Genomic DNA, 19340 nt, shown 5'->3' with positions numbered 1-19340 from the left:
GGGTCTGGTGCTCCCCGCGCGCACCCCCCGTCCCGTGCGTCGGGCGTGCGTGGGGGGCGCGGTGGGTGTGGTTCCCCCCGGCCCCCACGCCACGCAGGGCCGGCTGCGGATCAGGCGGGGCGCGGTTGGGCCGGCCGCCGGGTGCAGTAGTGGCAGGGGCGTTTGTCGTGCTCGCCGACGAGCAGGGTGAGCTCCTGCCACCCCACGCAGGCCGTCCCGGCGAGCAGGCGGGCCGCGATGGCGGTCACCAGCGCGCGCGAGCGGGCGCGCGGCAACCCGACCGGCAGCGCACGTTCACCCGGGTGCCAGGCGACATGCTCGACGGCGGCGGCCAGGGTCTCGGCGTCGCCGAGGGCCGGGAGCATCAGTGTCTGGTCGGTGTCGGTCAGGACGAGGCCGACGAACACCGCCGGGGTGGCCGTGGGGACGAAGACCACCTCCAGCGGCTGTCCGACTGGAACCTCGTCGGGCCCGGCCGGGGCGCCCGCGCTGTCCAGCCCGACCGGGGCCGTGACCGGTTCGTGGGGGGCGGGGGTGCGGCGGGGCACGTGCACGGCCACCAGGGCGGTCCCTTCGGCGGTCGCGCACCACGTGGGACCGCCGGGAAGCGGCCACCGGCCGAGGTCGGCGCCGCGGGCCGCGCCGGACAGGCACGCGTTGTCGAAGGCCTCGACCACCCGGTGCGCCCGGTAGCTGGAGGACTTCGGGGCAGGGGTGATGCCCTGGGCGAGGTGGTCGCGGGCGGGCTGGGGCAGCAGGAGGGGGTCCACCACGGCGATGCCCGCGCTGGCGGGGTCGCCGTAGTAGTCGGCGGCGTTCTCGGCCAGGAGCCGGGAGGGTGATTCCTCCATCAGCCATTCCAGGGCCTGCCAGAAGTCGCCGTTGACGGGCTGACGCGGGGGCAGCTCGAAGGCCACCGGCCGTTGCCAGACCTGCGGGTCGCAGCCCTCGGGCAGGTCGAGGTAGCCGTACGGGCCGGGTTGCCAGTCGTGGGAGGCGGTGTCCCATCGCCAGGCGCCGAGCTGGTGCAGGGACTCGGCCAGCGTGTCGTCCACGGTGCGAGCGGTGGCCTCACACCTCTGGAGGAACGACCACTCGGGGGCGAGCGGTGGCGGGAGGCGGCCGGGCACGAGGTGGTCGGCACGCTCGGGCTCCCAGGCGGAGATCAGCTCGATCGTGGCGCACCCCGCGTGCCACAGCGGCAGGCGGTGGCCGATCGCTCGGACCAGGTCGAGCAGCTCGTCGTCGCCGCGGCGACGGCTGATGCGCAGGCGGTCGTGCACGTCGCCGCGCTGCCGGCCGGGCTGGTCGATGTCGCTGCTGTAGAGGTCGAGCAGCCGCGCCTCGGCCGCCAGAGGGTGATGGTCGGGCTTGGCAGTGGTCGGCAGCAGCACCAGGGTGCCCAGCAGGGCGTCGCCGCGGCGGGGCAGTGGGCCGTCGTGGTCGGCGAGGATCTCGTGGACGAGGTGGGCGAGGGGGTGGCCGTGGGGCCAGCGCGGGGGCCAGCCGAGGAGGTGGATCGTCTCGGTGGGCGCAAGCGGGGTGACCAGCCAGACCGAGGGGCCGCTCCCGCTGACCGGGGCGTAGTGCGTGACGTGCAGGGCGAGCGGCTGGGGGGCGAGGCGACCCAGTGCGCCGGCGGACGGGTCGGGGTCCAGGCGGACGATGTGTTCATCGGCACGTCGAAGGTGTGGTCCGTCGGGGCCCGGCGTCAGCCACGAGGCGATCTCGGGGTCGAGGCGGCGGCCGACCTTCGCGCACCAGCGCGCGATCGTCTCCGGCGCCCAGCGGGGGCGGGCCTCGGTGCTGTCCGCCCCGTCCGGCCTGGGCAGGGAGTCCGGGGCGTTGGACTGGTGCAGCTGGGAGATCCGAGACCGGTGAAGGCCTGTCAGGGAGGCGATGTCGGCGATGGCGTAAGAGTCCGGCATGGGCCGGCGACGAAGAAGAGCCATGCCCCCAAGCTATCTGTTTCGGATAGGGCGGCTGGCTGATTTCAAGAACACGGAACGGGGCAGGATTCCGGGGCCGTGTCGGCAGGCCGCCTACCGGGCCCGCGAAGCCGTCTGTGCGTCTGCGGCAGAGCGGTTCCCCACCTGCCGGAACATGGTCCGGGCGAAGCGCGAAGCGGCCCCGTTATCTGCGGTATCGCGCCGATCTGCCGCTGCCACACGTTCCGGCAGAGAGATGTCCCTCAACCCCCGATCCACAACCGTGACAGGCAGCACGACCGCACTGGCGTGTTCGGCTTCACCGCGCTGCTACGCAAGGCCCAGCTGCAGCACGCGGCCAACCACGAGGTGTTCGCCGTTTTCGACTCCGAGTACGGCGCCCAGTCCCGCGTCGAGCAGGACGACAGCTACAAGGCCCACCGGGCCGTCGAGCAGGATCCGGGCCTGATGGAGTCCCTCACGCACATCAAGGCCTCCCTTGACGAGAGCGGAGTGCGGTGGATCGAGCAGAACGACTGAGAAGGCGACGACGTCATCGCGACCCTGGCTATCCTCGCCCGTCGACAAGGCCGGCCGGTGGACGTGATGAGCGGCGACAAGGACTTCCTGCAGCTGCTCGCCGACCCCGAGGTGCGCCTGCTGAACACGATGCTCGCCGAGTACCGGCGCCACATCACAGGCGCGGACGTCGTGGCCCGCTACGGCATCATCCCGGCCCAGTGGCCGGACTACCGCGCGCTGACCGGCGACCCGGCGGACAATGCGGATCTTCTGCGGCATGCCGCCCGGCACCACCCCGCTCCCGGTGAAGCCCGAGACACTGCGGCAGGTCCTCGACGGCGACCGGACCCGAGCGGCACTGGCCGCCCTGGTGGTCTTCCACGCCCTGACCAGCGGACAGCTGCGAACGCTCAAGACCACGGACGTGCGCGACGGCCGGCTGTTTCTCGGAGACCGGCGCATCCTCCTCGCGCCCGAGGTCCGCAGCAGGCTCAACGCCTACCTGAGATACCGCACCCACCGCTGGCCCAGGACGGCCAACGAGCACCTGTTCATCTCGCTGACCACCGCGTGCGGCACCGCCCCGGTCAGCGGTGTGTGGATCAACGAGTTGCTCGGCATACCGGCCAGTCGCCTGCACTTCGACCGCATCCTGGACGAGGCGCAAGCCACTGGCGGAGACATCCGACGCGTGTGCGACCTGTTCGGCCTGACCGTCGGCGCTGCCCTGCGCTATACCTCGACCGTGGAACAGGAAGGTGTCGTCGAGTACGCCCTGCGCAAGTCGACTCCCGACGGGCGCGGGTCGGCCGCTTCGTCACAGTGAGCCGTTGCGCTTCGGCGAAGTCGGGCAGGCCGTACGTCGTCACCGGGCGGTCAGCGGACCGGCGGCGCGGTGCATATCGGTGAGGGCGGAGGCCAGGCGGGCGGAGCCGACGGTGGCCGCGAGCGCGGCGGCCTGGGCAGCGTGGTGGTCGGCCTCGGTGCGGTCGCCCTGCCGGTAGAGCACGGCGGCCAGGCGCGCGGTGGCCATCGCCCGCACCCGGGCCCGGGTGGTGTCAGCCTCGGCGGCCCGGCGCAGATCCGCGACGACCTGGGGGTTGTGGCGGCCGGTGGTGGCGGAGAGCAGGTAGAGGGCGAAGCCGGTATCGCTTCCGACCTTGGCGGCGGTGATCGTCTGCGTCCAGACCGGCCCCGCGGCGAGATCGGTGACGCGCTCGTAGGTGCGCTCGGCGGCCAGCAGGTGCCGGGCCGACTGCCGCTCGTCACCGGCCAGGGCGTGGGCCTGGGCGGTGACAGCGGCGAGCATCGCCCGCGCGGCGGCGGGCAGGCGCCCGTCCACCTGCCCGGCCAGCAGAAGGGCTTGGTCGGGGCGGCGCAGGTGGATCTCCTGCCGAGCCGCGTTGGTGGCCAAGTGGCAGAGCAGCCCGGGGTCGCCGTACTCGCGACCGGCGGTCAGGCCGAGCTGGAACAGCGGGCGGGCCTCGTCGTACAGGCCGGCGTCGAAGCTGGACCAGGCGGTCAGGTTGGCCAGGCGGGTGATCGCGCCGAGCAGCGCGGTACGCACGGCGGGGGTCGTGGAGGCCGCGGTGAGGTTGATGGCCGTTTGCAGCTCGCGCAGTGCGAAGTCGCGCACGGCCCGGCCACCGGAGGTGCGGTCCCAGTGCTCCAGCACGCTGGTGCGCTCGGCGATCGCGGCGACATCTGCCCTGCGCAGGCGGGAGACCGGCCGGGCGGGCGGCAGCATGGCGGCCAGCGCGACGGCTAGAACGTCTCGGCGGTTCGAGTCACTCACCTCATCGGGATGATCGTGGTGGATCTGCTTGGCGACCAGGCCCAGCTCGGCCGCCGTCCCCACCCCCAACACCAGACAGAGGGCCTGCCGGTAGTGCTCGTGCGGCCAGGTGATGAGGCCACGTTCTATGCGCGAGACGTAGCCAGCGTCAAACGACGATTCCCGCCCGGTCGCCGCCTCGACCACCCCTCGAACCTGGTCGGCGAGCTGGCGCTGCGTCAGATTCAGAGCCATCCGCGCACGCCTGAACAGCGCGTTCACCACGGCGTCCCACCCCCAACTCTCGGTTCAGGACGAGGACTCAGCGTACCGAGCGCCGCCTGGACTGCCTACCGATCTGCCCTGCCACCTTCACCCGATCAGGTGGTCTCCTGGATGTGCCCCGCTCGCCGTCAGGGGCCGACCGCAAGCAGGCGGCGCAATGGGCGCCTGGGGCCGGCCCTGGGTCGTACAGTCCAGCCATGACCGACACCACCGCGTCGTGGCGCGAGATCGAACGCACCACCGTCTTCAGCAAGTTCGGCCGGTCCGTGGACCGCGTCGACTTCGAGCTGCCCGACGGACGGAAGGAGGAGTTCTACCTCAAGCGCGAGCGCCCGGCCGGCGCGGTGCTCGCCCTCACCCCCGATCAGCACGTCATCCTCGCCCGCCAGTACCGGCCCGGCCCCGCACGCGAGCTGTACGAACTCCCCGGCGGCTTCATCGAGCCCGGCGAGCAGGCGGCCGAGGCCATCGCCCGGGAGCTGCTGGAGGAGACCGGCTACCAGGGCGAAGTCCACGCCGCCGGGCCGTACTGGCACGACGCCTACTCCAACGCCCTGCGTATCGCCTTCTTCGCCACCAACTGCGTCAAGGTCGCCGAGCCGACCCCGGAGCGCACCGAATTCATCGACGTCGTCACCCTTCCCCTGCCCGAGTTCCGCACCACCGTGCTCCGCAGGGGCGAGATGACCGACACCGCCGCCGCCTACCTCGCCCTGGACTGCCTCCAGCTCCTGTAACCCCGGAGAGGGCGGGCGGGCCCGGCACCCCCAGCTCACCCGCCCACCCCGGGAGGACCCCCGTGACCGAACGGAGCACCACCGACACCACCCACCTCGCCGCCCCCTACTACACCAGCACCCTGGTCTCCCTGCCCGCCCGCTCCGTCGCCCTGGTCCTGGCCGGCGGCAAGGGCAGCCGGCTGCGGACCGCCGCCGATCCCGAGTTGCAGGGCACGCCGAAGGTGCTGGTGCCGATCGATACCCCCGCCGGCCGCACCCCGATGCTCGGACACGCCCTCACCCAGCTCGCCGCCGCCGGGTTCCGCCGCATCGCCGTGCTCACCAGCACCGACCCGGCCACCGGCGCCGAAGCCGTCGAGACCTACGCCCTCACCCACGCAGCCCGCCAGGTGGACCTGACCGTCCACCGCGAAGACCACCCGCTCGGCACCGCCGGTGCCGCCTACGCCGCCCTGCACCACCTGCCTGACACCCCGGCCGCGGTGGTGCTGCCCGCCGACACCCTCTTCCCGTTCACCCTGCTGCCCTCCGCCGTCGCCGCCCACCACTCCCGCTCGGCGGCGGTGACGTGGACCGTGACCACCGCGCCTGGCCAGGGCGCACAGAACGCGGGCCGGCTCTTCCTGGACCCCGAGGGCGAGTTCGTCGTCCACGCCCTGGAAGGCGTTGACGCCACCCTGCCCGCCGGGAGCCGCCAGGGCCTGCGGCAGGCCACCAGCACTGGCGCCGTCATCCTCGCCCCCGCCCAGTTCTGGGCGCTGTTCGAGAAGTACGCCCGACGCCTCGCCCACCCGGCCGAGGCCGACCTCTACCGGCAGTTCATGCCCTGGGCGATCAGCCAGGGCCACTCGGTCGGCGCCTACGACATCCGCACCCCGGCCCCCGACCTCGGCACCCCCGACCGCCTGGCCGCCTTCGGCCGCACCACCGCCTGAAAGGGGATCAGCACCGTGTTCACCGAACTGTCCACGCTGACCGAGCAGCAGGCCCGCCACTTCCGCGACCTCGGCTACCTGCGCCTGCCCGACCCCGGCCTGCCCGGTGACCTCCTCGGCGAGGTGGCCGAGGTGGTCCGCGCCCGCGCCGCCCGCCTGCCCGCTGGCCAGGCCAAGGTGTACCGGCTCTACCAGCACGACCGCGCCCTGATGCACCGTCTCGTCGCCCACCCCGCCCTGACCGGGCCGCTGACCGCGCTGCTCGGCCCCAACGTGATCTACGTGCTCAACCGGCACAACCAGGGCTCCCTCAACGCCTCTGGCGCCCAGGAGGTGCGGCTGCACCGCGACATCCTCCAGCCCACCCGCGGCCTGCTGACCGTCGTCGTGTACTTCGAGGACGCCACCGTGGAGACCGGCTGCACCTGGATCGTCCCCGGCTCCCACCGCGCCCCCTACGTCGGCGTGCCGCAGCCCGATGGCGGAGGCACGTGGATGGACGAGCACCCCGAACTCGCCGAGCTCGCGGACCAGGCAGTCCCGGTGCCGGTCCCCGCTGGCGGCGTCCTGCTCTTCGACGGCACCGTCTTCCACACCGCCGGCCAGAACACCGGCGGAACGACCCGCACCAGCGTGGTCCTCGGTTACCGCGCCGCCGACGAACTCAACGCCCACCCCGACCCGGACCGTCAGATCGTCGTCGCCGGCGCCCAGCTGTACCGGGGCAACGACCGACCGAACTGACCTCGGATCGAGCCGGGCCGAGCCGGTCCCCCGTTCCAACGACGGTGACGACCGACCCGGCCCGTGGCGCAGAACAAGTTCGAGCGTCCCAACCACGCCGCGGGTTCCGCGACGCGTCGCCAACCGCAGTGCCAGATCCTGGCATGGTGCGGTCTATACCCTTGGGTTCCCGCCAACGGCGCCTTCGGAGATCTCGAACTCACGGAGGTTGATCATCACCCGCAACCGCCCCCGGCAGCAGCACCTGTCCGCGGACGCCTTCGACCGCGCCCCGACCAGATCCTCGCTGGCCGCGCTCCTCATGGTCCTCCACGCAGCTCTCCTCCACGCGGCCAACGGCCTGATCGAACTCCTCGACAAGCGTCGCGAGATGGCACAGTAGATCGTCCACGGTCACGGCCGGCCCGATGCAGCCACGATCCACCAGATCCACGCCCACTTGACCGTCATGGCCGGCGCTTCCGCAGCAACAGCGAACTGCTCACCTGACCTGCCAGCCCCCTCGCCTTCGCCGACGGCCTTGTCCCAGTAGCGGGGTACTCGGCGTTCCCGTACCTGCGCCTCCAGAAGATGGACTTCCTGGACTGGGTCCGCCGGTCCGCCGGTGCGGAGTGAACGGACTGCGTCTCAACCCCGCCCTCCTGCACGCCGGAACCGCAGCCGCCTGGAAGGCCCGTTACCCCGGCCAGCACCTGCGAGTCAACCTGTCCGAATCCGCAGCCCGAGCGACGACCGGACTGCAACGCCTCTGGGCCGAGCTCCCGCCAGCACGGCCATGAACGCCCGCCGGCCGCCCCAGTGGCCGGCCGGGCGGACCTGGACTTCAGTGGCATCCAGTCGCAGGACTACACCTTGGACCTGCGCGTAGGCGAACACGACCGCCAGAGTCCGCAGCCGCACGTCCGGGCTGTCCGCCCCGGCTGGCGAGCAGAGTGCGTATCTCGGCGACGGGCCGGGTGACTGTGGAGCGGTCGACTCCGAACAGCAGGCCCACAACTGCGTGCGGAAGATTGTCCCAATGGAAGTCGTCGTCCAGGGCGACGGGGTCGGGCCGAGGCCGAAACGGAATGGCGAGCGCGCTGTCGGGTCAGGCTCGGGCGCCCTCTCGGTCGGCCGCTGCCAGCTCTCGCCTGGAGGCACTCGCCGTCGCTGTCCCGGACCTCCGGCCGGCGACGGCGTGTCCAGGACGGACGAGGGGCCGGGTCGGATTCCCGGACGGCGCTGGCAGTCAGTCCTCGTTGTCGGCGAACTCGTGCACCTGGCGGCGGTAGGGCCCCGAAACGGCGGCGAGGCGGTTCGGTGGCCACAAGTCGGAGTTCTCGCTGAGGGCCAGTTGGCCGTCCTGGCGCATTATCCAGACGTCCTCGCAGTCAAGGTAGAGGACCGCGTCTCCGGGTGCCTGCGCGAGGAGGGCGTCGGCCAGGCGGGTCATGTCGTCCTGCTGGCCGAAGGGGTCGGTATCCTTGCCCAGCCGGAAGGCGACCGAGACAGTCGGGGTGAAGACACGACCGCCGATCTGCGGGTCCCCCAAGCGATGGGCTTGCGCGGGGTTACCCGGATCCAGGTGCCGTACGCGGTGGGCGCTCCGTTCGCGACCAATGTGTCGACGGTCGCGGGGATGTCGAAGAGCCGCAGCGGCTGGGCGACGTCGATGAGTGTCTGGGCGACCTGGGCCGGGGTCCAGGGGGCATCAGCTCAAGGCTGTAGGTATACGCCATCGATTCGTACTTTCTCTTCAACGAGTAGAGCGCCCAATGGGATAGCAAGCCTTGGCGTGATGGCATGACAGCTTGCCTCGCTAATGACAACCCTGCGATGGTGGCCGTCCAGGCGGGTCTGAGATCGACTCCAGTCGAGCGCCCCAGGCGGCGACGATCCGGCGGCTGTCACGTTGCCGCACCTCGCAGGTACGGAGACGGCTGAACGACCGTCACGGAGCCGAGCAGCATCGTGGCAGTGCTGCGACAGTGCCGCACCTCGCAGGTGTGGGGATGGTCTCGGCGACGCGGGTGACAACCTCGGGGCTGCGGCTGCGACGATGCCGCACCCCGCGGGTGCGGGGACAGCACTGTCATCGCCAACGCCCGCTTCGAGGACTACGAGCTGCGATGGTGCCGCGCCTCCGTGGGCGCGGGGACGGCGTGGGACGCGAGGCCGGCATCCCGGACGTCGGCGTACCTGCGACAGTGGCGCACCTTGCGGGTGCGGGAACGGTGCCACCGGTGTCCGGGTCACCGCGCCGGACGGGGAGCCGCAACGGCGCCGCACCTCGCAGGTGAGAAAATGGTCCTCGGCTCGGGCGCGTTCCAGGTCGGCTGCGGTGCTGCGACGGTGCCGCATCTCACGGGTGCGGGGGCGACGGTCGACGCGGGTCAAGACCAGGTTGATCAGCGAGCTGCGACGGTGCCACACCTCGGGGATGCGGGGGCGGCTGCGCACCGTACGCACCACCCTGGACGGCCGGATCCTACAGCGGTGCCACACCTCTCGGCTCTAGGGACGGCCGGGACGATCTTCATCGTCTCCCGTCCATCCGAGTCGCTGCGACGGTGCCGCACCTGGTGGGGCGCGGGGACGACCTGTACAGGCGTTCCCACTCCTGCGCACGGGGGGAGCTGCGACGGTGCCGCACCCGTGGGTGCGGGGGCGGGGTGCCGTTGCGGCCGCACAGGTGGGACCAGCTGCGATGGTGCCGCACCGGTGGATGCGGGAGCGGCATCGGGCCTGTCCTCAACGGCACTGGCGCGGGCGGGCTGCGACGGTGCCGCACCCGTGGGTGCAGCGGACGGGATGCGAACCTCACCAGCTGCGGGTCCAGGACTGCCCTCCGACGGTGCCGCACCTGCGGGTGCGGGAGACGCCGGCCACTGGCCAGCGCCAGCGTTGAAAATGTACCCGCTGCGACGGTGCCTCTCCTGTGGGAGTGGAGGACCCGGCGGGGGTCGGCTTGGGTACTTCGGGGAGGCTGTCCAGCCTGCGACGATGCCGCACCCCACAGGTGCGAGAACGGGTCGGGGTCGACGGCCTGGCACAGCGGCGGGAGGCTGCTGCGACGGTGCCGCACCCCGCGGATGCGAGGACGGATCATGGACTCCAGTGTCCAGCCGAGCAGTTGGTCCCTGCGACGGCGCCGCACCCTGCGGGTGCGAGGACGGGCGAGATCGCGCTGACGGTGCGAGACCAGATCGCGGCGCTGCGACGGTGCCGCACCTCGTGGGCGTGGGGACGGTGGAACACGCAGAGGCCGCCGCCGAGCGCGGATCGTAGCTGCGACGGTGCCGAACCTCGTCGATGCGATGACGGCGCTTCGGACCGCCCATCGATCTCTCCGACCTGCCGCTGCGACGGTGCCGAGCCCCGTGGCTGCGAGGACGGGCAGGTACCAGTCGACGGCGTAGCCGAGGACGGTGCCGCACCCCGCGGGTGGGAGGACGGATCTGCTCGACCTCGCCCGTCTCGTCGTCGATGAACCTGCGACGGTGCCGCACCCCACGGGGTGCGAGGACGGCACGACCGGCAGATGAGCCGGACGATCGTCTCCAGCCTGCGACGGTGCCGCACCCCGCGGGTGCGAGAACGGAACGGGGCCTTGTGGTACGGCCGGTACGACCAGACCCTGCGACGGTGCCGCACCCCGCGGGTGCGAGGACGGGGGGGTGATCCTGCGTGAGGTCGCGGCGCGGTGGACCCTGCGACGGTGCCGCACCCCGCGGGTGCGAGGACGGCTGACCGGTCAGCGGGCCCCACGACGAGCGGCGGTCCCTGCGACGGTGCCGCACCCCGCGGGTGCGAGGACGGCGCGGCGCGCCGACTGCGGGACCAGGTCGCTGGCCAGCCTGCGACGGTGCCGCACCCCGCGGGTGCGAGGACGGGTGGTGGTGACGGCCGGGCGCAGGTCGCCGGTGGTCCTGCGACGGTGCCGCACCCCGCGGGTGCGAGGACGGAGCAGACGAGCTGGAAATCTACAATCCCCTCCGCCCGTCCATCCGCCCCAGTCACGCACATATGAGATGTTTCCGGCATTCTGCTTCGGTGCGACCGGGGGTTTCGTGGTGTGCTTGGGGTTCCGAACTTCTCGGCTTGTGGGCGACGAGCCGTTGACGGTGGTGCTGTGGAGTTGTCAAGGATCGTAGCCGCCGCCCCATCGGACGCGGTGGCCGTGGGAAGGACCGTTTCAGTGTCGGCACCCGAATCACGCAACTCTGCGACTGTGCTTGCGGGTTAAGCGGCGGCTATGGCCAGGTCAGGTGGCCGGCGGCGAGTGGGCCCCTGGCGTTGGTGCGGCGTACGCGGTGGGCGGTGTAGATGGCGGTGACGCCGAGGTTGGTGAGCGTTTCGGTGCTCGGGTGACTGGTCTGGACTGCGGGGTGTTCGATCAGCGTCACGACGGCTGCTCGGGTGAGGGGCTGGTGCCATATGGGCCAGCGCAGGGCGTCGTTTTGGCCTGTGTGAAGGGTGGCCGCCGGGTGGTGCAGGGGGCCGGTGGTCCGTAGGAGCGGGAGGCTGTGGAGGGCGTACCAGTTGGGGCCGGGGGCGGCTTGGCGGCGTGGGTGTCCTGTGGTGTTGAGGTGGCTGTCGCCGAGGTCGCGTTGGTCCAGGTTGGCGCCGGCGTAGCCGGGTTGGCGGATCCAGCCGGTCAGGGCGGTGCGGAGTTGGTCGGGGTCGTTCAGGCATGCTTCGACGGTCTTGGTCCAGGTGCGTGCGAGGGTCATCTGGCCGCATGGGGCGTAGTGGAGGGTGAGCTGGGTGGGGTGGTCGGGGGTGTTCTCGTCGTAGGCGAGTTGGTTGATGAATGAGGTGTAGTAGTCGGCTCGTTGGTCGTGGGGGTTGGCGCGCTGGGCGGTGGCGGCGGTGTGCACGTGTTGGTGGACGTGGTCGATGGGTTCGCGCAGGGCGTCGTTGTGGTTGGTCGTGTGGGGGTGTTCGGTGAGGATCTCGGGGGCTTGGGGCAGCGGGTCCGCGGCGCCCGGCGGTGGGAGGTAGGTGCCGAGGATCGTGGCGAGGGTGTCGTGGTCGAGGTGGCGGTTGGTGGTGAGGATCGCGTGGCCGGTGGGGCCGGACCAGTGGAGGGAGGGGTTGTCGAGGTCGGTGTGGGTGAGTTGGAGGATACCGAGGGCTGCGAGCATGCCGAGGGGGTCGGCTGCTTGCAGTGCGGGAAGGTCCAGTTGGTGCACGTCAGGTGCCTTCCTGTGAGCAGGCGATGTCGGCCAGGCGGACGACCGTTTCGAGCAGGGCCAGTCCCCAGGGGCCGTAGCGGCGGGTAAGGGCCTGGAAGGCGTCTGGGTGGCTCCAGTCGGTGCCGATGGCGGTGCTGGAGACGGTGACGGTGCGGTGGTCGGGCATGCGGCAGGTGATGGCCACCGGGTTGGGGTCGGGGGTTTCGGGCAGCAGGGGGCGGGCGTGGCCGTGGTGAGCGGCGACGAGGTGGGTGACCAGTTCGTGGTCGCAGCCACGTGCGGCGGGTGGGTCGGTGGCGAGCCAGGTTTTCATCACGGCGGCGCTGAGGGCTTCGTGGCGGAGTCGGGGGTCCCAGCCGGCCAGGCGGGCCGCGGCGCGGCGGCCGGCGCGGTCGGCGGGGTCCGTGCCGGACTTGGCGAGCGGGGCATTGAGTGATTCCGCGTACAGGGTGTCGCCTTGGCAGAGCATGCCCTGGAAGCGCCGGTGGAGCTTGCCCCAGTCGTGTCCCTGGCCTGCCAGTTCGGTGGCGCGGACGAGGGGTTCGGGCAGGTTGAGTGCGTTGGCGTAGTCGCGGGATCGCCGGCCGACCTGGTGGTGGTGGGTGGTCAGGGCCACGGGGCGGGTGAGGCTGCTGGCGTCACTCTCCTCGTCGTCGATGGCGGCGGCCAGGCCGGTGTTCGGTGGGATGAGGAGCAGGCGCGGGCCGGGTCCGTCCTCGATGAGGAACAGGCCGTGGCGGCGGTCGCGCCCGCGGGTGGTGTCGGTGCTGCTCCAAGCGGGGACCTGCCGCAGCGCGTGCAGGCGGTGGCGCAGCAGTGGGGCGAAGCGCTGCGCCTGGTCGGTGGGGGCGGTGTCGGGCAGGAGGTCTGCGAGGGTGTCGAGGAGGGTGTGGACGATCCGGGTGGGGCTTGGTGGGGGCTGGGAGTCGTTGTCCTGGAGTGCGGTCACCGCGGCGGTGATCGGCGTGGCGAACAGGGCCGTGTCTATGCCGCTGGTGCTGGCGAGGACGTGGGGGTCGGCACGTAGTGGTGTGGTGGCGGTGGTGGCCGGTGGGTGGTCTGCGAGGTCGGGGACCGGCTGGCCTGGGTGGCCGGTCCAGCCGTAGGCGTCGTGACCGCCGAAGGCGCTGGGCAGTACGACGGTGGCGCCTGGGCGGATGCGTGCCGGGTCGGTGACGGGTTGCCAGGTTCCGTCCGCTTCGCGTTGCAGGACCAGGTCGGCCAGCCGGTGGGTTCCCGGGGGTGGTGTCTCGGTGGAGTCGGCGCCTTCGAGGTCGCTTGTGTCGCCAGGGGATTGGGCGGTGAGGAGTCGGCGCAGCGCGGTGACCGGGACGGTGACGGTTTCGGCGGGGTGGGGTGGGTTCTGGCGCAGCCGGTCGGTCCAGTGGGCGGTGTCGGGGGCGGTGAGGTCGGCGCGCCATAGGACGTCGACGTCGGGTGGAGCTGTGGTCAGGCCGTGCAGGAAGGGGCCTGGGGCTTCGGGTGGCTGAGGTTGGGGGGCGGTGTGGGTGAAGGTGTCGATTAGGCGTCGGTGCAGGCGGGGGATGTGTGGTCCGCCGCAGCGCAGGGTGGTGGTGTCGGTGTCTGCGAGGAGTTCTGGCAGGGTGGTCGGGTTGATGACCACGGCGTCGTGCGGGAGTTGCTGGCCGGGGTGGGTGCGGACGGGGGTCAGGGTGGTGAGCCACTGCCAGGTGTAGTGGGCTGCCTGTCCGTAGACGGGGATCATGCGGGGTTCGGTGCCCGTGGAGGCGCGGATGACGGTGCAGGGTGCTGAGGTGAGGGTGCCGTAGCGGTCGAGGCGGCCCAGCCGCTGGACGAGGGCGGTGAGGTCGGCGTTCTCGCTGATCAGCGCGCCGGTGGAGATGTCCAGGCCGACTTCGATGGTCTGGGTGGCGATGACGACCAGCGGTCGGGGGCGGGCGGGGGCGATGCCGGCGAGGAGTTCGGCGAGCGTGCCGGTGCGGAGCAGGTCGCGTTCGGCGCTGCGGCAGCGTCCGATCAGCAGGAGCACGTCGATGTCCTTGCGTGTGGCGAGGCGGCGGTGGGCGGCGCGGGCGTGGCTTATGGTGTTGGCCACCACCGCGACGGCGGGCAGTTCCAGGTGTGGCAGGACGAGTTCGAGGCACTGCTCGGCGGCGCGGGCGAAGGCGTCCGCGGAGTCCCGTGACCAGCCGCTGGCGTCGAGGAGGCTGACGGTGCGTCGGGCGTTGAGGCGGGGGCCGGCGACGGGATCCGCGCGGTCGTCGTCGACGACGGAGAGGGCGTCCCTGGCGTCGGCACCGGTGCCGATGGTGGCGGTCATGGCGAGCGCAGTCAGGGCCCGGTCGGCAAGCACGCTGTCGGTGGCGGTGGTCTGCTCGGCGGCGCAGTCCGTGGCGGTGGCGAGGAGGGCTTGGGCGAGGTGGGCTTCGTCGATGGCCCACAGGGCGTCGATGCCGATCAGGCCGGCCTCGATCGGTGCCCAGCGGGGGCTGTCCTGGTAGGAGCGCAGCAGCAGGCGACTGCCGGCCTGGTCGATGGTGGAGACTGCGACGGCGGGCTGGGCCGGGTTGGTCAGCCAGCGTGAGGCCCACTGCTGCCCGCCGCGCATCCGCGCGGTGACCAGCGGGGTGGGACCGTGGGCGAGGCGGCGCAAGGCGGCCGCGGCGCCTGCGAGGTCGCTGCCAGCCTCGGCCTCCTCCAGGGCCCGGACCAGTTGGCGGGCGTGTTCGAAGGTCTGGTCGACCACGAGGCGGCGGTCCACGACCGTCACCAGCCGCAGCGGCACCCTACGCTGGGCGCCGAGGTCGGCCTGGCGGGCCAGGAGGAAGAGCCAGATGTCGACCAGGCTCGTCTTCCCGAGTCCGGTGGGGATCGCCAGGTCTGGCCAGCGGCCGCCGGCTGCGGCCTTCAGGTAGCGCAGCTGCCACGGGAACGGGCGGTAGCTGCGGCAGGCGCGGCAGTTCGCGGCGCGGGTGGTGGGCGGGCAGTGGGCGTGGTGGTGGATTTCGCGGACGTAGCGCGTGAAGTCCTGGGCCAGGGTGGTCATCGCCCGTCACCTCGGCTCCGGGTGGGGCCAGCACAGGCCCAGGCCGAAGTCCTTGCCGCGGCCCAGCAGGACCGGTCCGCGGACCGGCTCCGGGAAGGTCAGGACGACGTGGCAGGCCGGTGGCGTCGGCGTGTACCCGGGCGTTCTGCGCCGGTGGTAGAAGCCGACGTCGTGGGAGCCTGCCAGCAGTGGCTCGTGGCGGCTGATCCGCATCTCCACAGGGCTGGGCAGCCCGGCCTTCGCACAGGTCGCTACCAGAGCCTTGGCCCAGTACGGGTCGTGAGCCTTCGGATAGTGGTCCAGAACGACCGGCGTGGCGCTCGCCCACGTCGTGGAGTCCGCTGTCCAGGCGTCAGGCAGGACGGTGCGCCGTTCACGCCGCTCCCCCAGCATGACCCGGCGCAGCGCGAGCGTGGTGCCCAGCGAGCGGACCGGTATGGTGCTCAGCCCGCCGTCGTGATGGAACACCGCCGCAAGAAGGGCCTTCCGCTCCCCTGCCGGCATGCCGGCCGGTAGGGCCAGGGCCAGGCCGCGGACCAGACCGTCCGCGTGCGGGTGGCCGACGAACGGCAGGGCTAGGTAGGCAACGGGCCGGCCGTCGGCTGCGCGGTCGCGGTGTCCGTGGATGCTGGTCAGCTGGTCGTCGGTGTGTCCCATCGTGCGCAGGACGCCTAGGAGCTTGCCGCGGAGTGCGCCGGTGAGGTCCATGGTCGCGCGGGGGTCCAGCGTCACCCCGGGAGCGAGGCTGAACGCGATCACATCGGCGAATGGCCCGTTCACGGAGGCCGGCTCGGGCTCCGGGAGCGTAGAGGTGCGCTGGTAGGGGATAGTGGAGGCCGTGCTCCACGCTCCTTGGTCCTGCTCAAAGGCGTCTTCCAGCGCCTGCAGGTAGCCCGGGAACGGCACGCGCACCGCGGCCGCTCCCGGGGTGCCGGGCCCGGTGGCCGGCACCCAGCGCTCCAGCGGCTGCGCGGCGGCCGGGTCCGGCTCGATCTCGGGTCCGCACCAGGCGTCGACCACCACCGCGCCGGTCGCGCGGCCCAGGTAGGGGATTCGGCGCACCATCGCATCCAGCAGCCGGGCGGTGTGGGCGGGCGGTTCCTGCGGCCAGGTGAACACCAGCCGGTCGCCGTCGACCGCGGTGTGCGCCCACGTCCTCATCTGCCCGCCCGCGGTCCGTCCGGGATACCGGGCATGGCGGCCGTCCGGATCGGTCTTGTGGCTGACCACCCAGGCGCAGCGTGGATGGTCGGGTCGGGCGGTGCGTGCGGGCACGGTGATCACCGGGGGCTGCTGGCGTTCCCACCATTGCAGCGCGGCCCACTGGGCGGCGTCGCTCAGGTCGGCGTGCGCCACCGTGGCGCTGAACAGCCGGGCCGGGTGCGGGGGCCACTCGGGGCGGTCCGGGTCACCTGACTGGGCTGCCTGGTAGAGGGGGGTCATCATTTGGACGGTCACGTGCAGGCACATGGCTCACACCTCCACCTCACCGATGCCGGTGAACGTGAAGGAGCGCCTGATCGCGGCGGCGAGTTGCGGCTTGGGCACCAGTTCCACAGCCGCGCCGTCCCACACCAGACCGGCCTTGCGGGCCCGGTCGAGGGCGAACTCGAAGAACCGCAAGGCCTGTTCAGGCCCGGGCAGGTCCAGCGGCTCGGTTCCCGCCACGCCGTCGCGACCGCGGCGTACCCACTCGACGCGCTCACCGACCAGCACCAGGTCACAGCCCGAACGCAGCCGAAGGCCAGCAGTGGCGAAGGCGAGCCGGTCGGCCAGCAACGCCAGCGCGGCCAGCAGCACCCGCGCGGCGCGCGTGTACTCCTCGCCGGCGTCGCCGAAACGCAGCGCCTGCAACCCCGCGCCCGCCACGTTCGCGTGGCGCACGATCGAGGTGACCACCACCGGGCCCAGCGACGGGGTCGGCGGGATCGAGCCGTGCCCGATCTTGGACGGCTGCACCGTGCCCTTCGCACCTTCGCCTTCGGCCGGCTGCCACGAGCCGTCTTTGGTCAGCACGACCCGGTCCCCCGGGAACAGCCACTCGTCGCGCCGCCCCGCCGCCTTGGTCCCCTCCAGCGGATCCACCCCGATCATCTCCGAGGCGTACACCCGCGGCACCCGAGTCTGTATCCGGCGCTTGCGATGCGAGTCCCACACCCCGAACACCAGGTCCGACGGCACCCCCTCCAGGTAGGGCCGCATGTCCAACGGGTGGACATCGCGCAACGCCTTCCCGAGCACGGTGTCGTCGAAGGACGTGCCTGCCGCGTCCTGCGCGTCACGGAAGTACGCGTCCCTGGAGCGGTGGGGCGCGTGCAGGTTGGTCATCGGCAGTACCTGGCCGTCCACCTGTGCCGTCAAGACGATATGTGGCAGTTCCAGTGCGCCGCGCTCCACTTCTTCGGCCAGCGCGATTTCGCACCGGTTCGCCTGCGACTGGTACTGGTCCAGCCACGCCACCCGTGTCCGGGCGCCCTCGATCCAACGGTCCTCGAACAGCTGGGCCGGGAGGCGTTCGTCCTCGTTCTTCTTCACCGTCGTCGGCGCCACGGGAGTCCCGGGGCCTGCCAGCGGCTCGTAGAACGAAGTGATCCGTACCCCTGCATCGTCCGATCGACCACACACGGCCTCACCGAACCGGTCATACAATTGTTGATGCACATTCCTGGCCATGATGTCTCCTCAGCCCAGCACCGTCTGTGAGGAATTCCTGGGGTGACGGCGCATCAGCCAGACGGCATGAGATTGGCGGCGCTCGCCCCACCTAATTGGTGGCGTGGACCATCGGATAGTACGACGCTCGTTACCAGTCCGGCGGACATGCCCGCCCCAGAAAATCCCAGGAGCCGTGCCAAACTCGCACGAAGAGTCGCAAGAGGGATCGACCGCATGTGGCTGCGCACCGGCAGAACGGGCCTCCCCTCGCACCTGGACAACAGCCTCAGCCGGTTGCAACCCCAGCGAGCGGTACGACGATTCAGGATCTCCAATTCGTGCTCTATCTTCGAGCCTAGCCCCTCCCGGGCCGTTTGTTGCATGATTCGGGTGAAAAACCTCCTGCTCGACCGTTAGCAGTAGGCGCGCACTACGAACAGAACCCCAGCCCGGTACCCCGGCCGGACCGGCCGAACTCATCGCACCCCCTCCATCCCCACCTACCGTGAAGTGCGACAAAAACAACAGAGTCTAGATTGTCCGGTTCCCGGCATGCATGGCTTCCCGTTCAATGCCGGGCGGGCTGGCGGGTGGTGCGCTGGGGGGTGGATGGCAGGGCTGCAGGTCTTCCGTGTTGCTGGCGGGGTCGTACGCCATGTCGAGGGCGGGACCGTCGCTTCCAGCTTCTTGTGGAGGCGAACATGGAGGAGATGCTTGGTGGTGTGCGCTTCTTGGCGTCCGGGTACTCCACAGGACCGAACGGGCAGGGTCGAGTGGCAGACGATGCGTCCATTGGCGGCGCGGGCCTCGGTGGCGAGTTGTCGCACGCGGCCCGGGGCGAGGTTCATCAGGTTGCCTGGGCCGGTAGATGCAGGTGTCGCACTGGCGGGCGAAGACCCAGACCGCTCCTATGGTGGGGGCGACGGCCGGCGACGCGTCACCGTCGGGCTGCGCTTCGCTGTACTTCACGGTGTCCCCCTTGGCCGTCGCAGAGGTCCGGGGCAGGGCTGCGGTACCCACCTCGGACCTGGCGGTCAGTTGGTCCGGCCGTGAAGAGGGGCTTCGCTCTCCTCTCGGAACTCGTCGGCGATGTCGTCCACGGAGCCCGTCATCTCGAATGCTTCCGTCAGGAGCCCGGCCAGAAGGTAGCCGGGTCGGCGGCCCTTGCCCGTTCGAGGGCTACGGTCTCGGCCGGGGCCTTCCCCGCGACGGCTGCGGTGAACGCCGCAAGGGTCAGGAGCGCGGCAACGAAGATCATGGTGGCGCTGGCGCAGCAGCGGGCCAGCAGCGCCCATGGCTCCCGGGCACGCGGCAACTCCTTCGGTTCGATGTATCCGAGCGCGACGTCCCGCAGGGGCCGGTGCCTCAACCCGACGATCAGGTCTGCCGTCTGGTCCGGGGTGAGGTCTTCCAAGGAGTCGTTTCCTCCGCCGAGCAGCAGTTGGTCGTCGGCGGTCGCGTTGGCGTCGTTGTGGATCGTGAACATCGTGGATCTTTCCGTGGTCGGACGGTTGTCGCGCAGCCTGGGCGCCCCCGCAGGAGCGGCGTTGGC

General features: G+C 71.5%; 13 protein-coding genes and 2 pseudogenes. 6 read left to right on the top strand and 9 right to left on the bottom strand.

Annotated elements, in window-relative coordinates; all coding sequences use genetic code 11:
- Window positions 1–110 precede the first annotated feature (110 nt).
- Window positions 111–1952, bottom strand: coding sequence for a hypothetical protein (locus ACFVU7_RS44425; protein WP_388052338.1), 1842 nt, complete (start codon window positions 1950–1952; stop codon window positions 111–113).
- 75 nt (window positions 1953–2027) lie between these two features.
- Between ACFVU7_RS44425 and ACFVU7_RS44420 the strand changes: the two are divergent.
- Window positions 2028–2642 (top strand): annotated as a pseudogene (locus tag ACFVU7_RS44420) (hypothetical protein); the annotation flags it as partial.
- 85 nt (window positions 2643–2727) lie between these two features.
- Window positions 2728–3276: a hypothetical protein gene (locus ACFVU7_RS44415; RefSeq protein ID WP_388052341.1), complete on the top strand. Its 549-nt coding sequence runs from the start codon at window positions 2728–2730 to the stop codon at window positions 3274–3276.
- A 39-nt stretch (window positions 3277–3315) separates the two neighbouring features.
- Here the strand turns inward: ACFVU7_RS44415 and ACFVU7_RS44410 are convergent, their stop codons facing one another.
- Window positions 3316–4479 (bottom strand): hypothetical protein, encoded by a 1164-nt coding sequence (locus ACFVU7_RS44410; RefSeq protein WP_388052335.1) that lies wholly within the window; start codon window positions 4477–4479, stop codon window positions 3316–3318.
- A 227-nt stretch (window positions 4480–4706) separates the two neighbouring features.
- On the opposite strand from ACFVU7_RS44410, the gene ACFVU7_RS44405 reads away from it, so the two are divergent.
- The 4 genes from ACFVU7_RS44405 to ACFVU7_RS44390 all read left to right on the top strand — a co-directional run bounded on the left by ACFVU7_RS44405 (window position 4707) and on the right by ACFVU7_RS44390 (window position 7310).
- Window positions 4707–5246, top strand: coding sequence for an NUDIX hydrolase (locus ACFVU7_RS44405; protein ID WP_388052331.1), 540 nt, complete (start codon window positions 4707–4709; stop codon window positions 5244–5246).
- Between the two features lie 62 nt (window positions 5247–5308).
- Window positions 5309–6184 carry an NDP-sugar synthase gene (locus ACFVU7_RS44400; protein ID WP_388052328.1) on the top strand — a complete coding sequence of 292 codons (876 nt, stop codon included), beginning with the start codon at window positions 5309–5311 and terminating at the stop codon, window positions 6182–6184.
- A gap of 15 nt (window positions 6185–6199) precedes the next feature.
- Complete coding sequence (locus tag ACFVU7_RS44395) at window positions 6200–6928, top strand: phytanoyl-CoA dioxygenase family protein (RefSeq protein ID WP_388052325.1); 729 nt, start codon at window positions 6200–6202, stop codon at window positions 6926–6928.
- A gap of 208 nt (window positions 6929–7136) precedes the next feature.
- Window positions 7137–7310 (top strand): hypothetical protein, encoded by a 174-nt coding sequence (locus tag ACFVU7_RS44390; RefSeq protein WP_388052323.1) that lies wholly within the window; start codon window positions 7137–7139, stop codon window positions 7308–7310.
- 389 nt (window positions 7311–7699) lie between these two features.
- Here the strand turns inward: ACFVU7_RS44390 and ACFVU7_RS44385 are convergent.
- The 7 genes and pseudogenes from ACFVU7_RS44385 to ACFVU7_RS44355 all read right to left on the bottom strand — a co-directional run.
- Window positions 7700–7940: pseudogene (locus ACFVU7_RS44385) on the bottom strand (IS5/IS1182 family transposase); the annotation flags it as partial.
- A 216-nt stretch (window positions 7941–8156) separates the two neighbouring features.
- The gene (locus tag ACFVU7_RS44380; RefSeq protein ID WP_388052320.1) at window positions 8157–8459 is read right to left on the bottom strand and encodes a SitI3 family protein; all 303 of its coding nucleotides are present in this window, start codon (window positions 8457–8459) and stop codon (window positions 8157–8159) included.
- 2701 nt (window positions 8460–11160) lie between these two features.
- Window positions 11161–12102 (bottom strand): hypothetical protein, encoded by a 942-nt coding sequence (locus ACFVU7_RS44375; RefSeq protein WP_388052317.1) that lies wholly within the window; start codon window positions 12100–12102, stop codon window positions 11161–11163.
- A gap of 1 nt (window position 12103) precedes the next feature.
- A complete protein-coding gene (gene cas3u / locus ACFVU7_RS44370) occupies window positions 12104–15133 on the bottom strand; it encodes a type I-U CRISPR-associated helicase/endonuclease Cas3 (RefSeq protein ID WP_388052314.1) in 3030 nt (1009 codons plus the stop codon).
- A 6-nt stretch (window positions 15134–15139) separates the two neighbouring features.
- Window positions 15140–16603, bottom strand: a complete 1464-nt coding sequence (gene csb2 / locus ACFVU7_RS44365) for a type I-U CRISPR-associated protein Csb2 (protein WP_388052311.1) — start codon at window positions 16601–16603, stop codon at window positions 15140–15142.
- Between the two features lie 3 nt (window positions 16604–16606).
- Window positions 16607–17806 (bottom strand): type I-U CRISPR-associated RAMP protein Csb1/Cas7u, encoded by a 1200-nt coding sequence (gene cas7u / locus ACFVU7_RS44360; RefSeq protein ID WP_388052309.1) that lies wholly within the window; start codon window positions 17804–17806, stop codon window positions 16607–16609.
- A 1108-nt stretch (window positions 17807–18914) separates the two neighbouring features.
- The coding region (locus ACFVU7_RS44355; RefSeq protein WP_388052307.1) for a DUF4192 family protein at window positions 18915–19340 on the bottom strand (426 nt) is incomplete at its 5' end.

Source organism: Kitasatospora sp. NPDC058046, assembly GCF_042885595.1.
In the GTDB taxonomy this organism is placed as follows: domain Bacteria; phylum Actinomycetota; class Actinomycetes; order Streptomycetales; family Streptomycetaceae; genus Kitasatospora.
Note: the sequence above shows the minus strand (reverse complement) of the source record. Positions and strands in the feature narration are given on the sequence as shown.

Bases quoted from the DNA above. Each gene is read 5' to 3' on its own strand.
- cas7u (WP_388052309.1), bottom strand. From the start codon at position 17,806: ATGGCCAGGAATGTGCATCAACAATTGTATGACCGGTTCGGTGAGGCC.
- ACFVU7_RS44410 (WP_388052335.1), bottom strand. From the start codon at position 4,479: ATGGCTCTGAATCTGACGCAGCGCCAGCTCGCCGACCAGGTTCGAGGG.
- csb2 (WP_388052311.1), bottom strand. From the start codon at position 16,603: ATGTGCCTGCACGTGACCGTCCAAATGATGACCCCCCTCTACCAGGCA.
- ACFVU7_RS44405 (WP_388052331.1), top strand. From the start codon at position 4,707: ATGACCGACACCACCGCGTCGTGGCGCGAGATCGAACGCACCACCGTC.
- ACFVU7_RS44415 (WP_388052341.1), top strand. From the start codon at position 2,728: ATGCCGCCCGGCACCACCCCGCTCCCGGTGAAGCCCGAGACACTGCGG.
- ACFVU7_RS44425 (WP_388052338.1), bottom strand. From the start codon at position 1,952: ATGGCTCTTCTTCGTCGCCGGCCCATGCCGGACTCTTACGCCATCGCC.
- cas3u (WP_388052314.1), bottom strand. From the start codon at position 15,133: ATGACCACCCTGGCCCAGGACTTCACGCGCTACGTCCGCGAAATCCAC.